This is a genomic window from Clostridium tagluense, assembly GCF_003865095.1.
Classification (GTDB): domain Bacteria; phylum Bacillota; class Clostridia; order Clostridiales; family Clostridiaceae; genus Clostridium_AD; species Clostridium_AD tagluense.
Window position 1 is genome coordinate 64202 of the sequence record NZ_BHYK01000021.1, and the last position, 24709, is coordinate 88910.

Genomic DNA, 24709 nt, shown 5'->3' on the forward strand with positions numbered 1-24709 from the left:
AAATGATAAAATGACACAGGCAAAACTAAAAGTTACATTAATAGCACACACTCCAAATATTGAGAAGGTTATTGCAACGGCAGGAAAATTATGCTATAGTCACTCAACAATAAATGAATTAGAAGAGAAGTTAACAGAGGCAAATATAGAAAAATTTATCAATATGATTATGGGTATTGGTCATGAAAGTATACTAGAACACTGTTCTTTCACATTTGCAGTAGAAGGAATATCTAGGACTCTCACCCATCAATTAGTTAGGCATAGAATAGCTTCATATTCTCAGCAATCTCAAAGATACGTAAAGTTAGCACAATTCCAATATATAATACCAAAAGATATTGAAAATAATAAAGATGCTAGAGAAATATTTATCAAATCAATGGAACAAAGTCAACAAACTTATGATGAACTAGTTCATATATTATTAATGAGATATATAGATGATTACCATATTAAAAATAACTCATATTTAGAAAATGGATATCTCCCAAGCAATCAACTAAATGGAGAAGAAGATTTTCAAAAATCGCATAAAAAAGAATACTCTCAATTAGAAAAAAAAGCTATAGAGAATGCCCGTTATATATTTCCTAATGCGTGTGAAACTAAAATAATAATTACCATGAATATTCGTAGTTTAATTAACTTCTTCCAACATCGCTCTTGCTCCCGTGCCCAAGACGAAATAAGAGATTTATCAAATGAAATGCTTAGACAGTGTAGAACAGTATCCCCTTTAATATTCAAGAAAATGGGAGCACATTGTATCATGTTAGGCTACTGTCCCGAAGGGAAAATGGGATGTGGTTTATATCCTACATTAGAAGAACTTAAAAATAGAAAGTAAAGTAGTATATATGATTGAGCAATTGTTATTGACTCTATTGATATATAGATATATAATATAAGTAGAATGTATAGGAAGTGAAAGCTTCCTTTTCGTTCTATATTTGGAGGATAATTTAATATGAATATTAATGATATTATCATCATGGAACAGTCCAACATGAAAAATTCAATCCCTTTAATAAATTTAAATAATAAAGTATTTGAAGATATAATAATTAGTTTTGGATTGAATATAGCTGATTTTTACAAGGTGGAGGGTAAATTGTATCCTTATTGTTATGCAAAAGAAACTGTGTTAGTTGAAATATATGAAATGAGTACTAGTTTTTTTAAAGATTTTCGAGTAAAAGAACAAATAGTCCTAAGAACAAATAGACATAATGAATGCATAGCAACTAATAATTATAAATCTTTATTCTGCTTAATAGATAAACCATTTAGATTTATGATGTATAAAAAACTATTTGATGACATTCCCGATAATCAAAAATATGAAATATTTGAAAGTATATATACATCAAGTGAATACGGATTTAATTCTTTATCAAAAAAGTTTATTGAGAAGGTTTTTAAATATAATAAAAAGTCACAAAATTGTACATCTACGGATGTTATTATAATATATAGAGGAGAAGGTGAAAAATCCACTCCATATAAAAAATCTTATTCATGGACTACAGATATTAAGGTTGCAGAATGGTTTGCTAATAGATTTAGTGATAATGGGAAAGTTTATAAAGCAAAAGTATATGTTAAGGATATACTTGCTCACATTGAGGATAAGAGTGAACATGAAGTAATAGTTTTGCCTAATAAAATTTTTAATGTTATTCAGATAAAATAAAAACGAAAAAAATAGGAAAGTAATTTATATAACTAATTAAAGTTATTTACAAACTACTTTCCTATTTTTTAAATTGTTTCTTGATTAATTAATCAAGTGAATTAATAATATCTAATAATTCTTTCTTTGATTTTATTAAATATTTTCTTGTAATATTAATATCTGAATGCCCTACTAAATCAGCCAAAGTGGATATATCTACATTCATACTAATCATTTTCCTACAATATAAATGCCTTAGATTATGATTATGTGCTTTTTTTACATCTATACCCGACAATCTAGCATATTTCTTAAAAATTTTATTGGATGTTTCTCTTGTTATAGAACCCCTTTCACCAGTGAATAATTTATCCCCTTTATTAATTCTAAAATTCATATATTCTTTCCAAATAGCTTTTAATTTGTTAGGTATGAAAACATTTCTATATTTTCTACCTTTACCTTTTATCAAAATTGTATCTTGTTCTATATTAAAAACGGTTAATTGAAGTGTTTCACTTATTCTCATACCTGTATAATACATAGTATAGAGTAATGCTTTTGCTCTATAGTCATTTCTAATTTTTGCCTGTTCAATGATTTTAAATAATTCTTCACTTTCAATTACATTATCTTGAAAACTTTGCAACTGAAATTTTTCTTGATTTATTTCTATATTCTTACCATTATATTTCATAAAAACATTCAGAGCTACCATCTTTCTATTAATAGATGATATTTTATACCCATTATTAAATAAATAAGATTTATATTTTTCAATATGTATATAGTCAATAACTTCTAAGGGTATTTTTATATATTCAAGAAATAATCTAACATCTGTACCATATGCATTTACTGTTTTTAAATCTTTCCTACTTTTTAGTAGGTATTCTTCAAATTTCCCATTACTATTCATCATAAAATTAACACCTCAAGTATATTATAATGCATTTATACTGTTTTTACAATATTGGCCTCATAAGAATTATTATGAGATTAATTTATATGATAGATAGTTTGCAAAAAAAATAGAGCAGAGAATAAATCTCCACTCTATTCATACTATTTTACTCTACTTTCGATTTCTACAAAATAAATCAAATAAAGTTTTTTGTAACTCTAATATATCATCATTTGATTTGCGTTCGATTTCTAAATTTCAATACAAAGCATTTTCATATTTTATCATATATTGCTCCTATATTATGTCTTTATTCAAGGCAATTAGAATTAATTGGTTAATCATACTAACTTGTGAGTCATTAAGTTTCATACCCGAAGCCTTACACATATCATAAACATATAATTTGGTATTATCATATATATTAACTCCATCAAAATTAGCTTTACAATAAGTCAAACTTTTTATAATAATGTCTGATATCTTAACTATATTTTTTTCATTAAATAAATTCATTTGTATTGCAATTTGTGAAGTTAAGCCAAATGCTGAAATTACATAATCAATGTCTTGTTTCTTAATCATATTATTTGTTTTAAGATATTTGAATCCTGCACCTATTCCTAAACATATTATTAAAACCAATATGGTAATTAACATTTCATTCATGGTTTATCACTCCCTATTTTATTTATTTTCTTTAATTGCACCCCTAGCAGAAGATTGTCCATAATAGAAACTAAGTATAGTTGTAAAAACAATTATAAATTGCTCCGAGGTTACTTTTCCACGCAAGCTCAAGATTGAAAAAACAACTGCAAATAATATTGCAATCAATTTCTTAACTTCTAGTAAATCTTTTAATTTATTCATTTCATACTCCTTAGTTACTTAACTAAATTATTCATTGTTTGATATGCTTGTTCGGTCTTTGCTCCCCAGTAACCATCCTCTGCAACTTTAGCCGAAGTTTGTGTGATGAAATTGTAAAATTTTTGAAATTCTAAACAGTAGCTATATTTTTTTCCTTGTTTAATATAACCTAAAAGAAAATCTAAACTTTCTTGTGTCTTTTTTCCATAGAATCCATCTGTAGATATAGGTGCTGATGTTTTTGTTTTTTCATTATAAAAATACTGCCAAGCCTTGCAATATCTTGAACTTTTTTTATTCGGAATAGAACTAGAAGCTTGACCTGTTAAACCTAAAACTATGGCATTGGCCATTTTCTCTGCATTAAATAATCTCATATCAGCAACATTATCTATAAAACATAATTCTACTAAAAATCCTGTACAACTAGTACCTCTTACTACCGCAAGATGGCTACCATCTTTAATACCTCTATTTGTATATCCCATAGATACAATATTATTTAGAATATCTCTTGCTTGTTTTATTTCTTTTCCACCATATGTAAAAACTTCTGTACCATGTCCTAACCCATCACTTGCATTTAAATGGATACTTACAAACACATCTGCTTTTACTGCATTTGCTTTAGCACAAATAGTATTTAAAGACAACCTAACACTTGAAGCTGAATCAACTGTACAATTGATTACAGTATGACCTTGTGCTATTAATTTTGATATTACTAAATTTCCAACCAATCTCGTCAAATCTTGCTCATGAAATCCACATCCCTCAGCTCCAGAATCATTCCCTTGTAAACAGTGTCCTGCATTTATTTCATATATCATTTAATTTCCTCCTCATGTTTTGTATATTTCAATTTAAAATATAAGAGACTGATATTTTCATCAATCCCCCATTAATCATTATATAATTATTTATTAACACTATGTTCCATATTTGACTGAATAATAACATCTACCTTAACATCTAAATTATCAATCTTACCTTCAACCATATGCATTCTTTCAAATAGTGCAAGTTGCATCTTACCATTTTCTGTTATGGCATCAGAAGCTTTATTCAAAGCAACTGCAAATTCTTTATTCACTTCCATTAGTATTTTTTCTCTTGTATTGCCTGCTTCCATTAATGATTTTTCTCTTAAATTACCGTCTTCTCTTGCTATTTTAGAGAAATTATTTATATAATATCCAAGAGCAACAACACATGAAATTGGAAATCCTAATGTTGAAATTAAACTTTCTATATCCATTTCATCACCTCCCATTTTCTTTTATATGCTTAACCTTAAAAAGCACAGGTTATTCACCTATGCTTTTATTAATTTATAGATGGAAACTTTAGATAACTACATCTATAGGTGAATTAATCTCAAATGAATTATTTTTAGTTTTAGCAATAGTAAGTAAGCTTGTTATTCTTTCTTTTACTTTATTTTCAAATAAAATACATTTTGCTTGAGCAACTAGTTCTTTAGAAATCAATGAAGTACCCAATTCTGCATCTAATATTTGACCAGTACTCACTTCATACCTAACTTGGAATACCTGTGTCAATGGTGTTTTCCTTTCGCTTAAAATAAGAGTAACTGTATCACCTGTTGAATCTTGCACTACATTACCACTAACAACCTTGAATTTATCTGAAAATGTAATCTCACCATAGGTTAAAATAATTGGATAATTTTGAAGTAAAGCCATTTCATCCTCTGAGGTCATTCCAATACCCCCGAATTCTTTGAACGCCACCAATGTTGTAAATTTGTTATTTTCAATACCTCTTGTAATTGTTAAATTCATAATAATTTCCTCCTCTAATTTGTATTATTTTTTATAATTGACTATAATTGACCGTAAATATCTTTTAATAGGTAAATCATTTCTTTAACATCATGTTTGTTGATAATTTCTGATAATTCTTGAACACCGAGTTTGTCAATCATTTTAATTTCACATACTTTTCCATTGTCTTTTTGAACAATTGATAAATCTAGTTGTATATCTGCACTTAAATCACTTGATATCTTTGATAAAATCTGTTTATTATCGACAGTAAGAAAATCAGAATATGTGACTATAGCTTTCATTTTATCACCACCTTTTCTATCTTATTTAAACATGGGTATAATGAAATTGTTATTTCATTACTCTTTGTACATAAGAACTTTGAATTTTTCGTCTAACTTATCTATGGGTCTATAAGGCTCTGTGCTGTAGTTTAACTTAGCAGTTGATATACTTACATCATCAGTCCACATCTTCAATTTATACCCCTCTATACACTTAAATAGCTTGTCTTTGTATTCAACTTGGATATTTAACGTATGATTAACTATGCCACTATCTGTCCATTTCAACACCTTACAATTTCCAATTTGTGTAATAATCGCTTCTGTCAACAAAGGCATAATGTTCATACCTTGTTTTATAAATACATTTTCAATTGGAGAAATTATACCTAAATCAATTACTACATCATTTATAATCTTGAATAAATTATTATTTTTATTCTGTACTAAATACTTAGTTTGTGGTAGAACTTCAAAGACTGGTCGCCAACCTTGGCTATCGTTACTGCCAGTGTAACCAGAAGACCTAGCCGAAGAGCCACCACGAACAACACGGTAGACAGTCTCACGATATAGATTTTGAACCCAACTGAGACTGTCTACCCAATGCCATTTATTATTATCGTCTGTAATTATCTTATCCCATTCATTATTATTCTTATCCCTATCAAAACTTCCACCCGTAAGTAGTCTTAGTTTACATTGTTTCCCATCAATGGTAATATCTTTCCCTGTAATTAATCCTTGTCCATTTAAAATATCCCAACTTACGCTTGCTAAAATATTTCTATCTGCAACTAAAAATTTTTTATCATCAAGTATAACTTCTATCCATTTTATTTTATAAGCATCATCAACATCAGTATCTTTTATCTCTATGTTGCCACTTGTATATTTAGGTATATCTCCCCCATTCATAGGATTCGGTTGTTTAATTCCATTTACATATAATGTACCTAATTTAATTAAATCTCCATTTGCCATATTTTCACCTTCCTTTAATAAAATTTCCATTTTATGTTATATTAATATTTTTAATCATGCTAGTATCTATATCAACACTAAACATTTTCCCCGTTCCGATAACACCTTCATCCTTCATTGTTTTTGTTTGATTAAATGTTGTTCCATTTAGCAATGTTACATCACTGAATCCTTTGGTTATATAAAGGTCTTCTGTTGTAATTTTTGCTCCTAGATTAACTAATCCACCATTGACGGTAAATAAATCATTAGTTTCATTTTGGATTAGGTATCTTTTAATTGGGACTGCTTCTATATACCATTCAATATCTATTCTATATCCGCCACCATACGAAAATCTATACATCCCTTCTGGTAAATCACTGATAGTTTTTGTCCATTCATTAGCATTTGTACTTCTTCTAACTTGCGGAATTGAAAAGTTATTCCAAACAGTTCCATCCCATTTTTTTATATCTAAATCACCGTTGCTTGTAGTACCACTGATACCGCTAAATACCCATATATTGGATTTTTGATTAATAGTTATATTTAAAAAATCACTTGCTTCATACCAATAGAAAGCATTTGCAGTATCATACGCTCCAACTATACCGTCAAATAATCCATTTTTTTGTAGTTTTCTGTCACTTCCGAAGTAACAATGGCAATCATTAACAACGAAAACTCCTTCCTTACTTACTCCTATCGGTTTTAATAATCCCGCCATTTTTATATTACCTCCACATTTTTAATACTTAATATGTTACTAATTAAACTACATTCAAATTCATTACCAACTCCCAAAGTCCCAACCTTATTCATTAAAATCGCACTTTCATTTAACGTCTTGGTCATATTTAGCAAATCATAACTTCCGTATTTATCAAACATTTCTTTTGTCACTGGTTCTTGTGCTACCTTGTAGAAATTAGGTGTTACTGTATATACATCTGTGCCATTTTTAACAAGATACTTTTCTTCCGTTGTATATATTTCCAATTCAGATATAATGCCCGCTCCACCACCTCCTTGATTTGATGCTACACAGTTAATCTTAATTTTCTCTACATTGTCATTTATTGTTATTTCACTCCATATACCTATAGCAACCGCACTCTCGGATTTAACTACTGTCCATACCCCATTTTTGTACTTAGATAAAGTATAAGTTTGAGTTGTAACATCAGCATTACGAATAAACCTAATTTGATTAACATATTTAGGCATAGCAAATTCTATATTTAAATCTAAACCACTATATAATGATGAAACTAAAGCATCATTTACGTGATTTCCGCTAGTGTATATTCCGTCAAACATCTTACTAGGATTAGTATTTGCTGAATAAATACCACTCGCAGTAAATCTAGTATCGCCTACCACGTATACTAAATTGCCATTACTCAAAACTCCTCCTTGCAACATCATTTTCTCCATTTAACATACCTCCTTTAATGAAATTTGTCTTTTATTTTTGCATAAAAAAGGAACGTGATTTCTCACATTCCTACATTATAAATGCATAACTTTTCTTTCCACCTTTTGACTTTATCTGAATAGAACAAACTATATCATAAAATCCACTATTTCTTATTGAAACAATACTTTTAATATTCTTATAATTAATAACTTCTACACTTGAATTAATGCTATCATAAGTTTTTAATATTGCTCTACCAAGAATAGCTTTATGGGTTTTAACATTTACACTTGAACGCATAAACTGAGAATTAACTTGAACCGAAGCATTTATAGTTATTTGTGCCTTGGGTATTACGGAACTAACTACACTCTTATAACGAGTTAATTTAACTTTAACGTCACCCGTGATTTTACTAAGTCCTTTTATATTAAGGCTAGAAGCTAAGGTGCTATGGTTAATGACTTCTACTTTACCCACAATATATTCCCTTGATATCGTAACATGACCTATAAAGTCATTTTTATATTTTACTATTAAATGCCCTGCTATAGAATTCAAGCTCTTACTCTTGATTTGTACAGTACCTTTTAATACATTAGAACTAATTAAAACACTACTTACTAGTTCACTTTTAGCCCCATATTTTACTTGTACTTGACATGCTAATCCTTGTGGCACTTTGACTTGTACATTACCTTTCGTTATCCCATTTATAACTATATTTGATATTATACCTTTAAAAATACGATTTGAAACATGTACTTTTGATGGAAATTCAAATATTTGTTTTACAAGTGCATTACATAGGATATGATTCTGATTGATAATAACATTTCCATTGAGATGAATAGGAACACCTTCCATTCGTATCTGAACATTACCAAATAAGTTATTCTTTTGCCTAACAATAACTTTACCCTTGACACTTCTTTTTATAATAAACACTTGACATTCACACATTTCCCTATTTAAAATATGTACTTTTGAAGGTAAAAGATGAAAACTATCATATCTATGGACTGTTACATTACCTGCTATTCCATTATTCCATTTTGTTCTAATTTGAACATTACCAGTAAGTTTAGAGCCTCCAAATTCAGATGTTGCCAAATCCATATATTTTATAATTAATTTTGGTGGATTATAACTTTCTCTTGATGAAAACTCTTTCATCTGTTTCTTAGTTTCGTCATATCCTTTTAATATAAATCCATGATTATTAAAGTCTTTTCCATACCAATCATTTGAAACAACCTCTGTCACATTGAAGACGTATTTTTTTGTATTTTTATCTAATACTTCGATAGAAATAACTTTATCCCTAGTAACTTGATTATCCCACGTTAATCCATATTCTTCATATTCTTTAGTAGCACTTGATATTTCCAAATATTCAAAATCACAACTATCATAAGAAATAATTTCTAATGTTGCTTCTGCAATATACATATTCCGTGGCAAATCAGAAATATTAAAGTCCATAAATGCTCTGTTTCTTTTACCATTTTCATCAATTCCTATTTTAAGGATATTTGACTTACCATAGTTTAATTTTGGAACTCCTTCATTTACATAGGCATCTTTAACAGGTATATATTCCTTTATTGTTACAGGCGGTTGTCTTAATACAATTTCACCTTCCATTTTGCTTGAAGGAATTATTTTTACACTACATGCCATCCCACTATTTTCATGCCTTGCTATTTTCACTTGAGATGGAAAATTATTCTCTCCATTCCATATTAATTTAAAGGCACTTTCCATTTTATTATTTAAACTCATTAAATCACCTCAATTCCATTGGAACTACTATACAGGTATCCCCGTTGCATTTATTACAAACGTTCCATCATTACCACCTAGAACTTGTGTTTTAACCCTTACAAAAAAAGGCACTTGTTCACCATTTCCTAGTGTATTGGGATATGATATACTATCAACACTATCAAACGGTTCTGGTTGTGAGCTAATCTTGACAATATTATTCTTTGGGATTGTACTTACATCTAGGCTTATTTTGATATTTGAAACACTATATCCAGTTGTATTTTTTAAATATACTTTTGCAATTTTAGATGTTTGGCCTGCCGTAATTATGCCAAAATCTAGTCTTTTTATTATATCTCCTAAATCACTAGAATAATAACTTCCAGTTTCATCAGTAAACATCAATCCACAATACTCACCTGTAAAATTGATTATGTGGGAACTTTCAACTTCATATTCGTCTTTAGTATATACTTTCATTATATTAGTTGCCCCAACCAAAACTTCTTTACTTCCTAGCAGTTTAGTAAATATAACAGGTGTTGTTTGTAATTCAGTATAATCAGATGTTGACGGATAAAACTTCTTACCATTTAATTCTATTCTAAATTTCACCTTATCTCCATCAGCATCCCCAACTTGTAAAAATAAATTCATTGCATCAACTAAACCCAATATAAGAGTTGGCTCTCTATTGTATAATAAAAATTTATTTTCTTTACTTGTTTCAAATCCACCTTCTTCATAAACTGTTATTTTATTAGTATAGCTTGAAACTGCTTGCTTGAAATTATTTGTATCTACAGATATATTTTCATTGATTGTATCATAAGACACGCTGACTGAATTCTTTAATGAATAACCAATTTCTGAAATTTTAACATCATAATCATATAGACTCTTTTTATTTCCTACAATCTGTGAAACAAATTGTCCATCACGGGATTCTATAATTCCCACTCCATTAATTTTTTCCCAATCTTCTTTAGATATATCATATTCTATTAATTTTCCAACTCCAAATACCTTTTCAGTTTTATTAGTTTCTAATATTATAGCCGATGGCATTTGAGGTCTTTCAATATTAACTTTGTAATTATGAATGGAGTTTTTTGGCAATACTGTTGTTACATTATTAATATCGTTTGTAATTATCGCATCAATAACATTTTGCTCTAAATATCTATCATTAATAAATTTAGCAGAACCATTAATTACTCCATGATAGCCATTATTACTATTATCATATACATTAGTTCCATCAAACTCATTGAACCTATAATATGCAATTAATCCCGTATTATTTCCTTTTAACGGTTTCGCTAAATATGGTTTTACACTAGCAGTTAACCAAATTCTAACTTCATCAATTATACAATTTTGAGATTTACCTATACATAATTCAGTTCCAGATAGTATAACAAATACTCCACTATCGGTTCTCATACTCCAAGAACCCCCATTCGGTTTTACAAGAACTTGAACAGTTTTATCCGCAAGTGTAAATCCCGTAGGTACTGTAATTGAAACATATTGATTTGCAGTTCCATCAAATTGTAATGAATAGTTTCTTTGACTATATATATTGATATTCGAACTTTCAGTTACAACAATACCGTCATCCTGTAAGGCAGTTATTGTAGCAATGCTTTTCTTTTCCCCACTTTTCACAGGACTGATTAAATCTTCAAGAGAAACACTTCCCATAGTATCTCCATAACCAAAATCTCCATATTCCTTAACAACTTTTCCGTCAATCTCCACTTTATGTTTATACTTTATTTTTTTATCACCTGTAATATCTGCCGATTTTTGAGTTAAATCAACATCGTCAGTGTAGACCAATATTTCTGGATTAGTTGCCTTTTGTATAATTGACTTTGCAGTACCTAAAATTGTTAATTGTCTCATTGGTTCACCTCCTATTCTATGTATTCTAGTATGTCAAATTCGTCTTGTATTTTATCTAATGGTATGTATTTTTTGCAACCATAAACTAAAGTCAAACTTTTTTCATCATTGGTATTATCTGTCCATTTTAAAACTTTACAATTTCCGAGTTGCGTAATCATTAACTCTGTAAAAAAAGGAATTTCATCCATACCTTGAGATTTAAACAAATCTTCTGTTGGAGTTACCACACCTAAATCCGTAACCTCTTCATCCTCAACCTTAAATAAATTATTTTTATTCTGTATCAAGTATTTATTAATTGGAGGTAACTCTAAATACCATTCTGCATCCATTCTGAAACCAGAAAATCTATATCTCCCTTGTGGCATTTCATTTATCACTTTAGTCCATATGTTTGAAACGTCAGACCTAGTATTTTGAATTATTGAAAAACTAACCCAACTTATCCCATTCCATTTTTGTATTGTAAAATTAGCATTTCGTAGAGGGTAATCATTGTGTGATAATGCCCATATATTTGTTTTTTGATTAAACGTTATATCTAAATAGCAATTAGCATCACTCCAATAAAATGTACTTGAACCATTATATTCTCCAATCTTACCATCAAATAACCCATCTTTTTGTGGATAACCACTTGCACTAAAGGCATTGACAACCCAACTTCCTTCTCCTTTAACACCACTCGGTTTTAAAACTCCCGCCATATTATCACCTTCCTTAATAAAATTTTTATTTATTCATTTTCAAAGTTAAATTTTTATATCGTAACTAAACAATTTACCACTACCCAAGACCCCCATATCTTTTACAATAGCAGTATTTTTATCATACTCGGTCATTAAACAACTTAAATCATCACTCCCGTACATTTTAAACCATTCTTGCAATTGAGTGTCATTAGTAGGTTGTCCAAGATTAACATGAAATTCTGATTTCATTGCATATATATCATTGTTTTGTTGAACTAAATATTTTATAATCTCATAGTCATAAGGTTTATATCCCACTGGTATGGTATATTTAAATGGAGGTTTTAATATTGTTTGACAAGAAACTCCACCCCATATTGATATGGAAGGGATTGGATTTATTATGCTCTTAGCATATGTGCCATAATAACTTGTTATTAATACATTGTTTTTATAGATTTTCATTTCTTTTTTGTCAATATCTAGCCACATACTACATATATCATTCGCAATCCATCCACCTATGTCTGCAACACAATAATAACCATCCCCCGAACTTTGCAATCCACCTCCGCTCGTATATGTCTTTGTATTTTCTATAATTCCTATATTTCCATTTTGGATGTTTTGTAAAATTTTAAATTCCAAATAATATTTTCCCGTTAGATAAGACTTGTTCAACTTACCACACCCATATGATGCAGTCGCAGTTAATGTAAGTTTATCACTCGATAATGTGCTTTGTACCAAACTACTTCCATCATAAGTTATGCTCATAAACTAACCTCCTTTATTAAAATCTATCTTTCATTACGATATTGTAAATCCTGTTATATTCTCCATGTCACTTTTGTTAACATGATACTTATGAACAATTCCACTTCCTAAAACTTCTCCGCCATCGAGTAATTCATTAGTTTTAGGATTAACTTCTTGATTGTATAATGGTGATATATCATCCATGCCATTTGTTAGGAAGTCATTTTCAGTTGGTGGATAAGATAAATTTAGACTACTTTTATAACTAATATTCATCATCATTTCAAGTCCACCTAATTCTATGAATGAGGCATGACCATTATTTTTATTTATATTAATTCTATACTTTTTATAGGCAATACCATTATTGAACATAAAGGTTTTTTTAACACTATCTTGCCAGTCATTTATGTTATTTTGGGTATCTAGTATAACCCAAGTTGAACTATCATTACTGCCTTCAAATGTCCAAGAATTAGGCATTAGTGATTTCCATTCAGAATCATATTGCGAATACCCTAATAATGTATATTTGTTAATCCTTTGTGCTACTGGAAACTCATATGCTAACCAACCAATTATAGTTTTAATGCCCCAAGAACTTAATCCTTTGATTGACTTATCATCAAATGCTCTCCATGCTTGATAGGGTATTTTTCCAACATGTTCCCCACTAGCACTAGCAATTCCACTAGGACTTGTATTGCTTATCATAATAGGTATTAAATCGTCTGTATACTTGTCAACTGAAACACTTTTGCATTTATTCCCATCCTTTAATAAAAATTTAGTTTTATTTACCTCCTCCATCATTTCTATCATACTGATTACAGGTTGCCATGTAGAACTAGCAATATCAGTAATTCTATAATATAGATACGAAATTTTCGGAATAGTTGAACATATAAATGTTTTTTTCTCGCCATTTGTAAATATTAGATTTATTTGTGTATCTAAGGTCACTTCTTCCCCTGTGAATAAACCTGTGTTTGATGCTTTGAGACTAAACCCTCTAGGATATCTGATATTATTTGCACCAGTTACATTTGAAATAGTATATTTTTTTATTTTTTTCCCAGTATTGAATTGATACTGTATCCAACTACCATTTGCAATATTACCTATCCATCCATTAGTCAATGTTGCATAATTAAATGCATTAAAATCATACCAAGAACTATTTAAACACCCGCTTGAACTTACTGTTCCACTGGGGGTATTATTACTTGTCATATTAGGTATAATATTTTCAGTATATTCCTTTGCCATTTACATTTCACCTCACATAAATTCTTCATTTTATTACTATATTACTTATTTTTGTCCACTTGCTACAATCTATCGGCAGACTGAACATTTTCCCATTGCCTAGAGTTTCAGAAGTCTTATCTATTACTGAATCCATTTCTGTAGTGTTCTTTTTAATGTGTGGAGATATTAATTTATAATTAATTTCAAATTGTTTATCTACATATATATTTTTGTAAATATCGTAATTTGGATTGGACATGATTATTCCAGTCGGTATTTCTCTATATGGTTTCAATATTCCTGTAGATTCTATATCTATTGCATCTATATTTACCCCTAAAACTCCATCTAAAGATTTATTAGATAATATTACATAGTGTTCTTTATATTCTAAGTTTAAAATTTCAATATATATACACTGCATTACATCAGTGGGAAAGTCGCTATATTTTATATCATATTCAATACCATCAATATTAATTAAAGTTATACTTGCGTTTGGATAAGTATGATTTACTAAACCAATATACCTAAATTTACCACCTATAAAATTAAATTTAATAGTACCATCTTTTGATTTTTGATATTGGTCAAATCCTATTGCTTGATATGAAACATCAGTTGTTAGTTTTCTAAATTTTGTTAAATCACTAAACCAATCGTCTTGTGCTTCGTGTCTTTTCCAACCACTTTCTGCTACTAATAACTGTTCTCCTAATTTAGCCATAATTTACCTCCCTCATGCTCTTATTTACTCCTGTTTCCTTCTATTTACTCTTGTTTTCAAATTAACTTATTGAATGAAATCAACATTTCATTATATAATTATTTTATTATCCAATTAACTTCACCACTGTAATTTTCTTTTAAGGGTGCTTGAAATTCGGCTATACAAAATCCATTCTTCTTGATAACAAGAACACCATCAATATCCTCATTACAAACTAATCTAAAATTAATGTAAGCAGATTTATCATATGGAATTGTGCAAACGGCTTTAAAACTAAATATTTTTTCATCTATGTTCAGTTTAACTTTATAACCAAAATTATATGATGTTACAATCGTGTGTGTTTTATGGCTCTCCCTGTCTGCTATTATATTAAAATCAGAGCAACACTCCTTAAACTGAATCACATCATTATATAATACAAATTGATTAGTTAAATTATATTCCTTGTCATCAGCTTTATATATAATGTCAATTATATCTCCATTAATATTAAACCTACCTGTTGGTATTTCATAAAACATTTTATGGCCACAACCAATTAATCCAAAATTCATTAAGCTTCTTTTGTCAATATCTGAAAATGAGTTTGCTTCATCATTTAGGTCAAACTCTGATTTTATTACTGCATTAAGATTTTCTGAAATCCACATAAAATCTTGATTATTATTCATACTATATGGTCTTACTTCATTTATTTTATTGAACATTGTTGATATACCTCCCATTTTTCATTGAAAGTGAAAACACACCCTTTTAAAAGAGTGTGTCTTATTTTACTTTTATTTATTATAGTATTGTGTAGTAAACTCTTACTAAAAAGTCTACATTTCCTGCTGTAGCACTTGGCGGTATTTTCATCCTTAAAGTTACTTTCGAAAAATTTTGTTTATCTGCTATTGTTGTTAGAGTTCCTGTGTTAATATTTCCTGCAATAACGCCTGTTCCAACCGCTGAATCCTCTGCTCGAATAACATGTTCTTTTGGTTTCCAATTTCCACCAGTAGCATCGAATGTAGCACCTATTAATGTTGTTGAATCAAACATTGTTTCACCCATACTATCACATCTTGCTTGCACCCATGTTTCTTTTACCAGTGGTAAATTAAGCCCACCAGCACTATCTTTAGTAGTAATTGTGCATTGTTCCATACTCTTCACGGCAACATTTCCACCTCTATTATTCCATATAACAAATTGAGTTTCTGTGAGTGTTGGGTCATTATCTGCATCGACAACACCTAAGTTCCAATTTGTGACATTTGTTGTATTTGTATTATTATACCATGTAACGACTGGATTTCCTAAAGCCATTTTATATTCCTCCTCTTTATATCTCGTATTTTAAATATTAATATTAACTTGGATGGTTATATCTCTTATGCCAATTCCAACATCTACAATATTAATTCGTAAATAATCATTTCTATTTATAATTGTGTTTAATAAACTATAAGATAATGACACTCTACTATTAGTAGGTATTATTAGATTTTCATTTATCTTAAACATGCTTGTCCAAGTGTCTGCTAAGAAATCACTTTCACTTGCTTTTTCTATTTTTAGTACTGTATTGTCTGCCCCTGTTGTCTTACAAAATCCTCTAATATCTGCTATTGTGCCGTTAAAAGGCATTTGAACGTAGACTCCTTGGCTTCCAATTCTAATATCTTCTGCTAATATGAATACAACTGTTTTTATTTTAAAATATGTAGGTAGTACTTCTTTTGCTTTTTCACCAATATAATTTACTTGAGACTTTTCTTCAATGTTAACTAATTTATTAAATTGCTCCTTAGTCATAATCCCATTCATTGTATCTGTAGCAGGAGATATTGTGGATTGTAAGTTATAAGCATACATCCAATGTACCCCATTCCAACGGTAAATATTACCCGTGTCCTCTGTTTGTACTGCCCACCCAATTTCGGGATTAAGATATACTAATGAAACCTCTGCTAATGTGGACACAGGACTTTGCATAATCAATCTAGTTGCAAGAGTTGCTTTTTTTAATTCAACAAGTTCATATTCTGCACATTCAAGAGTTGAACTCATATCATCATGTAGGTCTGAAACTTGATTATACAATTCAATTGAATCATCCGTTGTAATGATACAATCGTTTGTTGCTATTATAGCTCTATCAGTTTCAATTTTGCATTGTCTAGTCTGTTCTCTGCAATCATCTGTTTGAGCATCACTAGCAATAATATGTACATCCATTTCATCAATTTTATCATTAGCTACATCAATATAATCATCAACATAATCTGTGAATTCAACTCTTTTATCTTCAACATAATCTTCATACTCACTAACTATATCTTTGATTTGAATAACTTTTTTATCAACAAAGTCAGTTAGGTACAAAACCTTAGAACCAACAAACTCATTCAACAAAGCTACCTTTTTATTAACAAAATCTGTAAGCTCATGCTCTTTAGTAGCAACAAATTCTGTAAGTTCTTTTGTTCTTTCAACTAAGAAATTTAAATATTTTTGAAGATTATCTATTACATAAGGAAATTGACTTGCTAAATTAAAATCTGTATTATTAACATAAATTCTTTCAGCAGGATATTGAATTAATCCTCTACCTTTATATTCAGCAGTTACAGTCTTTCCCTCCTCAGAAGAATTAAAATAAACCATTCCATTTTCATAATTCACAAGAAATTGATTTGAATTTATTATTTTAACCCTTTGATAAGCATTTTCATTTAATTCTGTATAACCTGCAATTCTCACATGATATTGAAGGTCTGGAATTTCTTCTAATTGACATTTACTTAACACAATTTTTACGGGTTGTGTTTTTTGAATATATTCGTCACCTGTTTTTCCACTTCTAAGCAACATTCTAATAGTATCAAAATATTTTAAATTTATCACTTTTTCACCTCCTTAAATTTAAGGTGCAATCTATTTACCTTCATTCGTTTCAATTTCTTGATTTTTCGCTCTATATGTAGCATCTAATATTTCATTTATAGCATGAATTTCTTTCAATCCTTTTATATCAATCCTATCCATAAATAACATTAAATTATTAAGCATTTCATTTGTAAGTTCTACTTTCATTTTTGAACACCTCCTTAATTTGAAATAACATTTTCACTTCCTTGTTTTATTTTAACAGAAGAACATCCATTAGCTGTAACAGTATCCCCTTTTCGTGCTATAGCTAATCCATTTACAAAAACAGTAGAAGAGCCAGTAGAGATTCTTCCAGTCGCAGAGAGAGGGTCATGGTGTCTTACATTAGGATAATCTTTATTTAAATCCATAGTATCACTTTTTCTCGATGCCGATTTTCCATTTATATATACATTGGAAGAACCTCTTTTCAAAGTTGTAGATACTGTACCATTTTCATTTCGAGTTACAAAACCCCAAATCGGCCCGAATTCCGAAGAACCTACTACTTCCCAACTCTCATAATCTCCATTACAATCACCTTCAACTTCTTTACCCTCACTAGCAACTCCGCTCAATTCAGCACCCCCTTAGTTAAGATTGATTTTAGTCCCTTTGATATTTACATTTCCAGACCCTGCATCTATGTCAATATCACCATTTTCTTTGAATTTTATAAAACAAGTTTTTTCTTTTCCATAGACACTCATAACTCCACCTTCACTCGAAACCCTACCTATCATGTCACCAGAACTATTGTACATTTGTACTTGACCATCAGAACCTCCATTAAATACGCCAACTTGAACTCTACGCTTGCTAATTCTTTCCTCATGTGTATTAGAACCCATGTTGGCATAAAATACTTGCATACCGCCACCTAAAGTCCCCAAACTAATATCTCCCATGCTCAAATTTGGAATTCCATATTTATCCGAAAGTTCTATGAAGCCTCCAAAATCATCATGTCCACCATATAATCCAACCTTAGGAGTATTAGTTGTCTTACCTATAGTTATTTGTGCATTATGCCGACTCATAGTATTTTGACTTGTATCTGAGGATATAAATATCATAGGATTATTATTCTTGTCAAATAGCTTAATAACACCTGCTGAATCTCCTTCATCATCAATTGCAGATAAAGATATCTTAGCTTTATCATCAATCCCCATAAGATTAATTCGACCTGCATCTTCACTAGTATAAGTACCAAATTCAATTCGAGGTTTTTCTTCATCATTATACATTTTTAAAAATCCACCATTATAGTTTGAATCGGGGGAAGAACCCATGAATATATTTTTCTTTCCTTCCCAGTTGTTTACAAGTATCTTACCGCCTTTAGGGTCATCTTTATAAATATCTATCAATACTATTTTCTTACTACTCACAGTATCATCAAGATATCTCATAACCCTTAATCTACCTTCTAAATCTAATTCTCCTTTATCATCCGCTACGAATGCAGGTCTTCCAAATTCATCCAAAATCATAAGGTTCTTAGCAATAAGATTTCCTTCTGTGTCAACCCAAAAGTTATCCTCCCAAACTCCTTTTTTCTTTGTTGAAATGGAAATTCCTGTAGTTGCATTTAAAACCGTTTTGGCTATTTCATTATTCCCATCTGCATCAACTTTGGTAACGGTTATTCCATTTATTGCATCAATAACAGTATTGTTATACCATCCACCCAATTGCAATGAACTATACTTCAAGGAATCTTCTATTTTATTAAGAATTAACTTAACCTCTGAATAGTAATTTCCAAACTTCACATCAAATAAACTTTGGGTTACAGGACTTGGATTCTCCATGTTTAGAAGAAGTGGAGTTATATAAGCATCTAATTGCGAATATTGTGTTTTCAAATTACTTGTATCAACTAATTGCAAATTATCTCTTTCACTTGTATTATATTTGGTCGCTTGGATAATTATTTTTGGATATTCATTTTGAATTCTCAACCATTCCTGCCTTACTGAAATTTTTTCTAATGGGGATAACATTCCATCCATAGTGATAGTTTCAAATTTCCCAACATTCAGAAATCCTTCTTTTGAATTAAGTAATAATTCTCCTCCATCATTTTTTATTTCCAAGTTTGTTGCAATCATATATTTACATTGTAATCTTCCATTCATATCTACCCAAAAATTATCTTCCCAAATTCCATTCTTTTTTACTGCAATAGTTATACCAGTTGTGGCATTCAGTATAGTTCGGGCTATTTCATTATTTCCATCTGCATCAACTTTGGTAACAGTTATTCCATTTATTGCATCCATAACTACGTGATTATACCATTCTCCCAATTGCAATGAACTATATTTCAAGGAATCTTCTATTTTAGCGAGAATGTCTTTGACTTCTGAATAGTAATTTCCGAATACTGTGTCGAATTGTGTTTTATCAACAGTTGTTGTTTTTGTCATTTCTCGAAGTAGTGGAGTTATAAATGCATCCAACTCTAAATATCTAGCTTGAAGCTTACTTGTATTTACTAATTCTAAACTATCTCTTGAACTGTTTTTATATTTCTTTGCTTGACTAACAATTTTTGGATATTCAACTTGTATTCTTATCCATTCTTTTCGCAAATACATTTTCTCAATAGGAGTTAACAAACCGTCATCAACAATAGTTGCAAATTTCCCTATATTTAAATAATTTGTTTCAGAATTTAAAACTACATCTCCTTCATCATTTTTAATTTCTAAATTTGATGTTACCATGTAGTTTGATTGAATTCTCCCATCCATACCTAACCAAAGTACATCTCCCCACTCACCCTTAATTTTTTTTTGAATTTTGATTCCAATTTCGGGATTTAAGTATATTCTATTTGTTTGACTTTTGTTTAATAATGATAAATCCATATTTATTGCTTTCATGTGGTTTGCATCAACTAAGAAAGAACTTTCACCACTATCATTCATATTTGTAATTATTAATCTATTAGACCCTACAATTTTTCCATAGATTTCTTGAGCCACTATTCCGTAAGGTGTAATAGCTGTAGAGCAAGTTTCCCACCCATCAGTCGTGAATGCAATTACATTGTTCAACATTCTCAATTGTTCCTTATCATCGAACATATCCTTCATGCTGATACCTCTTTCAGAGATTTCAATATTTTGATTTCTTCCACTTAGAACTCTATTTTTTGCAGTATCCAAAGCACTTCCTATTATTTGAGATATCTGGTCTTGGTTGACCATACTTAAATCCCATCCATGCTTAAAAATATCTATTGAATTTTTTGCGTTATTTGCATTGCCTGCAATTTGAGATAGATATTTAGCAGGGTCATCTAATTCATCATCTGTTGATATAGTTACACTCAAAGAATTTTCATCAATATTATGATTTATTTTGATTAATCTTGCTTCTATTGCAATATTAAATTTATCATAGTATATGTTCACTATATCTCCTATATTTATTTTATCCCAATCTTTCTGACAATCTATAATATTCAATAAATCTATTATATCAAGTTCAAACTCAATTCTTGGTTTAGATAACTTTTTCAAAGTTATGATTCCCTCTGAAAGTAATTCATAGGCATTGAAAAAATCAACAAATATATCTTTTTGCCAAGTATCTTCTTTTACAAATTCATCTAGTAAAGCGACTTGTGTTTTTGTAAAGTTAATAGGATAAATAATACCCTCAAACATTATAGATTGGGTTCTGTCTTTTGCTAGTAGATTTTTTAAAGTAATAATTGTCTCTAATTTATATTCAATGTTTGATTCAATCTGTTCTATTTCCATTTGTTTTAAATCAACTAATTTTTTAGCCGAGTCCCTAACTGCATTTAATGATGATAAGTCTCTAGGTTTGTTTACACCACTTAAATTTTGAAGTATCTCCTTAGTAATATCCTCATTTTTATCTCCTACGCCTGCAATTATGACTGGCAAAGTATTATCCTTATTGTGAGACTGAATAGCATAGTCTATATCATTATCAGCAACCTTATATTTCGCATCCAAGTCTGCTTTTTCATTCTCTAATTTTAATTGTTTAAATCTTAAATCTTGTAATTCAGCATAAAATTGAGTGAATTTTTTAGATTTATCATTTAATAACCCAATTGTAGAGCCATTTACACTTCCAAAATAATTATCAAGTGCATTAAGTAAATCTTGTGGCATATATTTTATACTTCTATAATAATCAAAATTTTCAATGTAAGTTTGCCCTGTCGGATTTATTGTTGAAATAGATATATTATCTTTCCCAAATACATGAAGTCTAGTTACTATTTCTGTATCCTTAACATTTTTCTTTATAGATTTAATATAATTTTCTTCTGAAATATATAATCCCTTATTTACTTTATAATCCAATGTCTTATATATATTCAATTCTTTTTTGTCAGTATCGAAAAATACAAAGCAACCAAAAGCTTTTTGAATATCATCCTTAATAACCTCTAACCATGATTTTTCTTTTATATCAAAAGTCCTGTATCTTCTATGATTTTGACCCGTGGTTGTATCTTCTCTAACTGCTCTATCAATATAACCCACTTTCCATGTTGTTTCACTCTCAAGTATGTTTAGAATGCCCTCTCCAATTTCAGATATTATTTTTGCTGATATCAACAATTTTTTGGTTATAGAACCTTGAACTATATCTATTAGAGAAGAATTAATTGTAAGTCCTTGTGTTTCATTTATTTTATTATTAGCATTCCAAATAAATGAATTAAGTACAACACTATTCATATCCAAAGTTTGAAAATTAACTGTCGTATTATCTATTATCTCAAATGGTTTAGTGTAGAGATTCCACGTTGAGCCATCTAAACTATATTTGATATTTACAACTACTCCGTCATTAAGGCCTTTGTATAATTGTCTAGTCCCAAACATTCCTCTTAATTTTCTTTTAGTTAATTGATATTCAAGAGAATAACATTGAACATTTTTAACCTCTTTTTGGGTATCTCCATTAATACTTGTATTATCTATTGTATAATAATTTTTTTCTATTTTTACAAGATAACCTTCTTTGATTAATTCCCAATTTGGATTAATCACCTGTTCATACTGCTTCTGAATATAATAAGGAATAGAGAAACTCAACTCTCCTACATCATTAAATGTAATGCTTAATTCTCTATTATATGCCTCATTTAAAATAGCTATTTCTTCCTTGCTTGGCTTACACAATATTAATTCAACACTTTCATGCATTGTTTTCTTATCAATATCTATCTGTCCCAAAGATAATAAATTTTCTGTATTACTATTATCCACTTTAGATATCCCAACTAAAGAGGTAGAATCTTGAATTATTCCAGTTTTTGTATTTTTAATTCCATTAATATACACAATTCCTTTTTCCAAATTTGCACCTCCCTAATTTTTTATATAGATATTGGATAAGAACTTCTAAACACTACATTTACTTTTCCGATTATTTCTAATCTATTAACGCCCTTTACTAACCTTAGCCATTTTTTGTTAAAATTAGATAAACGGTATGTATCCAACATATCTGTTTCAATTTGCTTCAAACTATTATCAACATAAATATTTTCACCTATATTTAAACCTGTGAATGTAAATTCCTCTCCCGTAGTTAAATTTCTTATAGTTATACTTGTTGAATTCATCATTTTAAATTGAACTTCGGGATAATAATATTCATTCACATTACTTGGGTTTGTTATTTCAATTATATTTAACACTCCAACTTGATAATCATAGCTTTTAACATAAGTCGGAGAATAGGCATGAGGTGAATTACATCTTAATTGCAATTTAACATATCCATGTGCATATCCATTATCAAATCTTGTTGAGTCTCCTACAGGAGTACAATAGTAAATCAGTTCTGGATTGTCTAATGAGATAAATGGTTTATAGTCTTTTTGCCAAAACCATTCAACTAATTTCTTTTTTTCTTCATAAGTCCACTCTGTATCTTTTTCATTTTCGCCTATCTTACCAAGTTCAATTTCTAATGTCATACATTTTCTTTGAAATCCAAAAAAGTAAGGTTGACTTCTAAAGGGAACACTTTCTTCGATGATTTCTCTTGAATAACCAAAAGGCATTTCAACCATGCCAGACTTAGTAGATATTATATGTACATTCATATCGGAAGATAGAATTCCATCATAAGTAAAATCTGTATTTATAAACAATATTTTCAAACCTCCTTTCTAAAAAAATAAGAAAGTGTATCTCTACACTCTCCTAAAGATTCCCGTTTTGTTAAGTTCTTTTCGAATATCTCCTATTACTGACTTAGAAATCTCTTTTAAGCTTGGCAATGACTCTTTATCAACGTTTCCATTAACATTAATCAGATTATCAACACTTAAATGAACCACGGAATCCATACTTTGTTGTGAAAATTGTGGAGGGGAAATAGCATTTCGATTGAATGATTGGACTGGCATTGTTTTAACAAAGTTATATAATCCTAACGCTTGTTTAGAATTAAATACGACCTCTGAATTATTAGGAGAACCATGAACTTTAGCATCCCCTGTATAATCAATTACGCCACCTTCGCTAAAAGATTCTTTTTTATTTGTTTTTCCATCCCATATATCTCCATCCATACCTTTAATGTATACTACTTTTGCCTTATCTGTAATGTTTTTATATTTATCTGGATTTGAGTTCAAATCATCTAAACTATAAATAGCTCCATCAACATAAGCAGACATCACTTTCATTTCTTTAATTCTTTTTTTTTCAGAACTTTCAATCATGCTTTTATTAGTAGAAT

The 24709-nt window shown here is 29.5% G+C and carries 26 protein-coding genes; 2 read left to right on the forward strand and 24 right to left on the reverse strand.

Annotation, left to right across the window (positions count from 1 at the left end):
• Positions 1-10: 10 nt before the first annotated feature.
• Positions 11-850, forward strand: a complete 840-nt coding sequence (thyX, locus tag Ctaglu_RS16980) for an FAD-dependent thymidylate synthase (protein WP_125003868.1) — start codon at positions 11-13, stop codon at positions 848-850.
• A 120-nt stretch (positions 851-970) separates the two neighbouring features.
• Positions 971-1696 carry a hypothetical protein gene (locus Ctaglu_RS16985; RefSeq protein ID WP_125003870.1) on the forward strand — a complete coding sequence of 242 codons (726 nt, stop codon included), beginning with the start codon at positions 971-973 and terminating at the stop codon, positions 1694-1696.
• 88 nt (positions 1697-1784) lie between these two features.
• On the opposite strand, the gene Ctaglu_RS16990 is transcribed toward Ctaglu_RS16985, so the two are convergent.
• The 24 genes from Ctaglu_RS16990 to Ctaglu_RS25310 form a co-directional block, all read right to left on the reverse strand.
• A complete protein-coding gene (locus tag Ctaglu_RS16990; protein WP_125003872.1) occupies positions 1785-2600 on the reverse strand; it encodes a tyrosine-type recombinase/integrase in 816 nt (271 codons plus the stop codon).
• A gap of 279 nt (positions 2601-2879) precedes the next feature.
• Entirely contained in the window at positions 2880-3251 is a 372-nt protein-coding gene (locus tag Ctaglu_RS16995; RefSeq protein ID WP_125003874.1) for a hypothetical protein, read from the reverse strand.
• An 18-nt stretch (positions 3252-3269) separates the two neighbouring features.
• The gene (locus tag Ctaglu_RS17000) at positions 3270-3455 is read right to left on the reverse strand and encodes a hypothetical protein (RefSeq protein WP_125003876.1); all 186 of its coding nucleotides are present in this window, start codon (positions 3453-3455) and stop codon (positions 3270-3272) included.
• A 14-nt stretch (positions 3456-3469) separates the two neighbouring features.
• Positions 3470-4285 (reverse strand): N-acetylmuramoyl-L-alanine amidase, encoded by an 816-nt coding sequence (locus Ctaglu_RS17005; RefSeq protein WP_125003878.1) that lies wholly within the window; start codon positions 4283-4285, stop codon positions 3470-3472.
• A gap of 86 nt (positions 4286-4371) precedes the next feature.
• The gene (locus Ctaglu_RS17010; protein ID WP_125003880.1) at positions 4372-4713 is read right to left on the reverse strand and encodes a hypothetical protein; all 342 of its coding nucleotides are present in this window, start codon (positions 4711-4713) and stop codon (positions 4372-4374) included.
• Positions 4714-4801: 88 nt separating this feature from the next.
• Entirely contained in the window at positions 4802-5260 is a 459-nt protein-coding gene (locus Ctaglu_RS17015; RefSeq protein ID WP_125003882.1) for a hypothetical protein, read from the reverse strand.
• A 41-nt stretch (positions 5261-5301) separates the two neighbouring features.
• Positions 5302-5547, reverse strand: coding sequence for a hypothetical protein (locus Ctaglu_RS17020; protein ID WP_125003884.1), 246 nt, complete (start codon positions 5545-5547; stop codon positions 5302-5304).
• 57 nt (positions 5548-5604) lie between these two features.
• Complete coding sequence (locus tag Ctaglu_RS17025) at positions 5605-6513, reverse strand: hypothetical protein (protein WP_207669493.1); 909 nt, start codon at positions 6511-6513, stop codon at positions 5605-5607.
• Between the two features lie 31 nt (positions 6514-6544).
• Positions 6545-7222 carry a hypothetical protein gene (locus Ctaglu_RS17030; RefSeq protein WP_125003888.1) on the reverse strand — a complete coding sequence of 226 codons (678 nt, stop codon included), beginning with the start codon at positions 7220-7222 and terminating at the stop codon, positions 6545-6547.
• 2 nt (positions 7223-7224) lie between these two features.
• Entirely contained in the window at positions 7225-7932 is a 708-nt protein-coding gene (locus Ctaglu_RS17035; protein WP_125003890.1) for a hypothetical protein, read from the reverse strand.
• Positions 7933-8002: 70 nt separating this feature from the next.
• Complete coding sequence (locus Ctaglu_RS17040) at positions 8003-9700, reverse strand: DNRLRE domain-containing protein (protein ID WP_125003892.1); 1698 nt, start codon at positions 9698-9700, stop codon at positions 8003-8005.
• Positions 9701-9727: 27 nt separating this feature from the next.
• Entirely contained in the window at positions 9728-11596 is a 1869-nt protein-coding gene (locus tag Ctaglu_RS17045) for a hypothetical protein (protein ID WP_125003894.1), read from the reverse strand.
• Positions 11597-11607: 11 nt separating this feature from the next.
• Positions 11608-12306 carry a hypothetical protein gene (locus Ctaglu_RS17050; RefSeq protein ID WP_125003896.1) on the reverse strand — a complete coding sequence of 233 codons (699 nt, stop codon included), beginning with the start codon at positions 12304-12306 and terminating at the stop codon, positions 11608-11610.
• 45 nt (positions 12307-12351) lie between these two features.
• Complete coding sequence (locus tag Ctaglu_RS17055) at positions 12352-13068, reverse strand: SPRY domain-containing protein (protein WP_125003898.1); 717 nt, start codon at positions 13066-13068, stop codon at positions 12352-12354.
• A gap of 33 nt (positions 13069-13101) precedes the next feature.
• Entirely contained in the window at positions 13102-14319 is a 1218-nt protein-coding gene (locus Ctaglu_RS17060) for a hypothetical protein (RefSeq protein ID WP_125003900.1), read from the reverse strand.
• A 25-nt stretch (positions 14320-14344) separates the two neighbouring features.
• Entirely contained in the window at positions 14345-15028 is a 684-nt protein-coding gene (locus Ctaglu_RS17065) for a hypothetical protein (RefSeq protein WP_125003902.1), read from the reverse strand.
• A gap of 98 nt (positions 15029-15126) precedes the next feature.
• Entirely contained in the window at positions 15127-15741 is a 615-nt protein-coding gene (locus Ctaglu_RS17070; RefSeq protein WP_125003904.1) for a hypothetical protein, read from the reverse strand.
• A gap of 79 nt (positions 15742-15820) precedes the next feature.
• Complete coding sequence (locus tag Ctaglu_RS17075) at positions 15821-16345, reverse strand: hypothetical protein (protein WP_125003906.1); 525 nt, start codon at positions 16343-16345, stop codon at positions 15821-15823.
• Between the two features lie 30 nt (positions 16346-16375).
• Positions 16376-17926, reverse strand: a complete 1551-nt coding sequence (locus Ctaglu_RS17080; protein WP_125003908.1) for a hypothetical protein — start codon at positions 17924-17926, stop codon at positions 16376-16378.
• Positions 17927-17956: 30 nt separating this feature from the next.
• Positions 17957-18115 carry a hypothetical protein gene (locus Ctaglu_RS25305; protein WP_185732776.1) on the reverse strand — a complete coding sequence of 53 codons (159 nt, stop codon included), beginning with the start codon at positions 18113-18115 and terminating at the stop codon, positions 17957-17959.
• Positions 18116-18129: 14 nt separating this feature from the next.
• Positions 18130-18528, reverse strand: a complete 399-nt coding sequence (locus Ctaglu_RS17085; protein ID WP_125003910.1) for a PAAR domain-containing protein — start codon at positions 18526-18528, stop codon at positions 18130-18132.
• A gap of 12 nt (positions 18529-18540) precedes the next feature.
• Complete coding sequence (locus Ctaglu_RS17090; protein WP_125003912.1) at positions 18541-23313, reverse strand: phage tail protein; 4773 nt, start codon at positions 23311-23313, stop codon at positions 18541-18543.
• A 20-nt stretch (positions 23314-23333) separates the two neighbouring features.
• Positions 23334-24116, reverse strand: coding sequence for a phage tail domain-containing protein (locus tag Ctaglu_RS17095; protein WP_125003914.1), 783 nt, complete (start codon positions 24114-24116; stop codon positions 23334-23336).
• Positions 24117-24158: 42 nt separating this feature from the next.
• A partial coding sequence (locus tag Ctaglu_RS25310; RefSeq protein ID WP_207669494.1) for a hypothetical protein occupies positions 24159-24709 on the reverse strand: 551 nt, incomplete at its 5' end.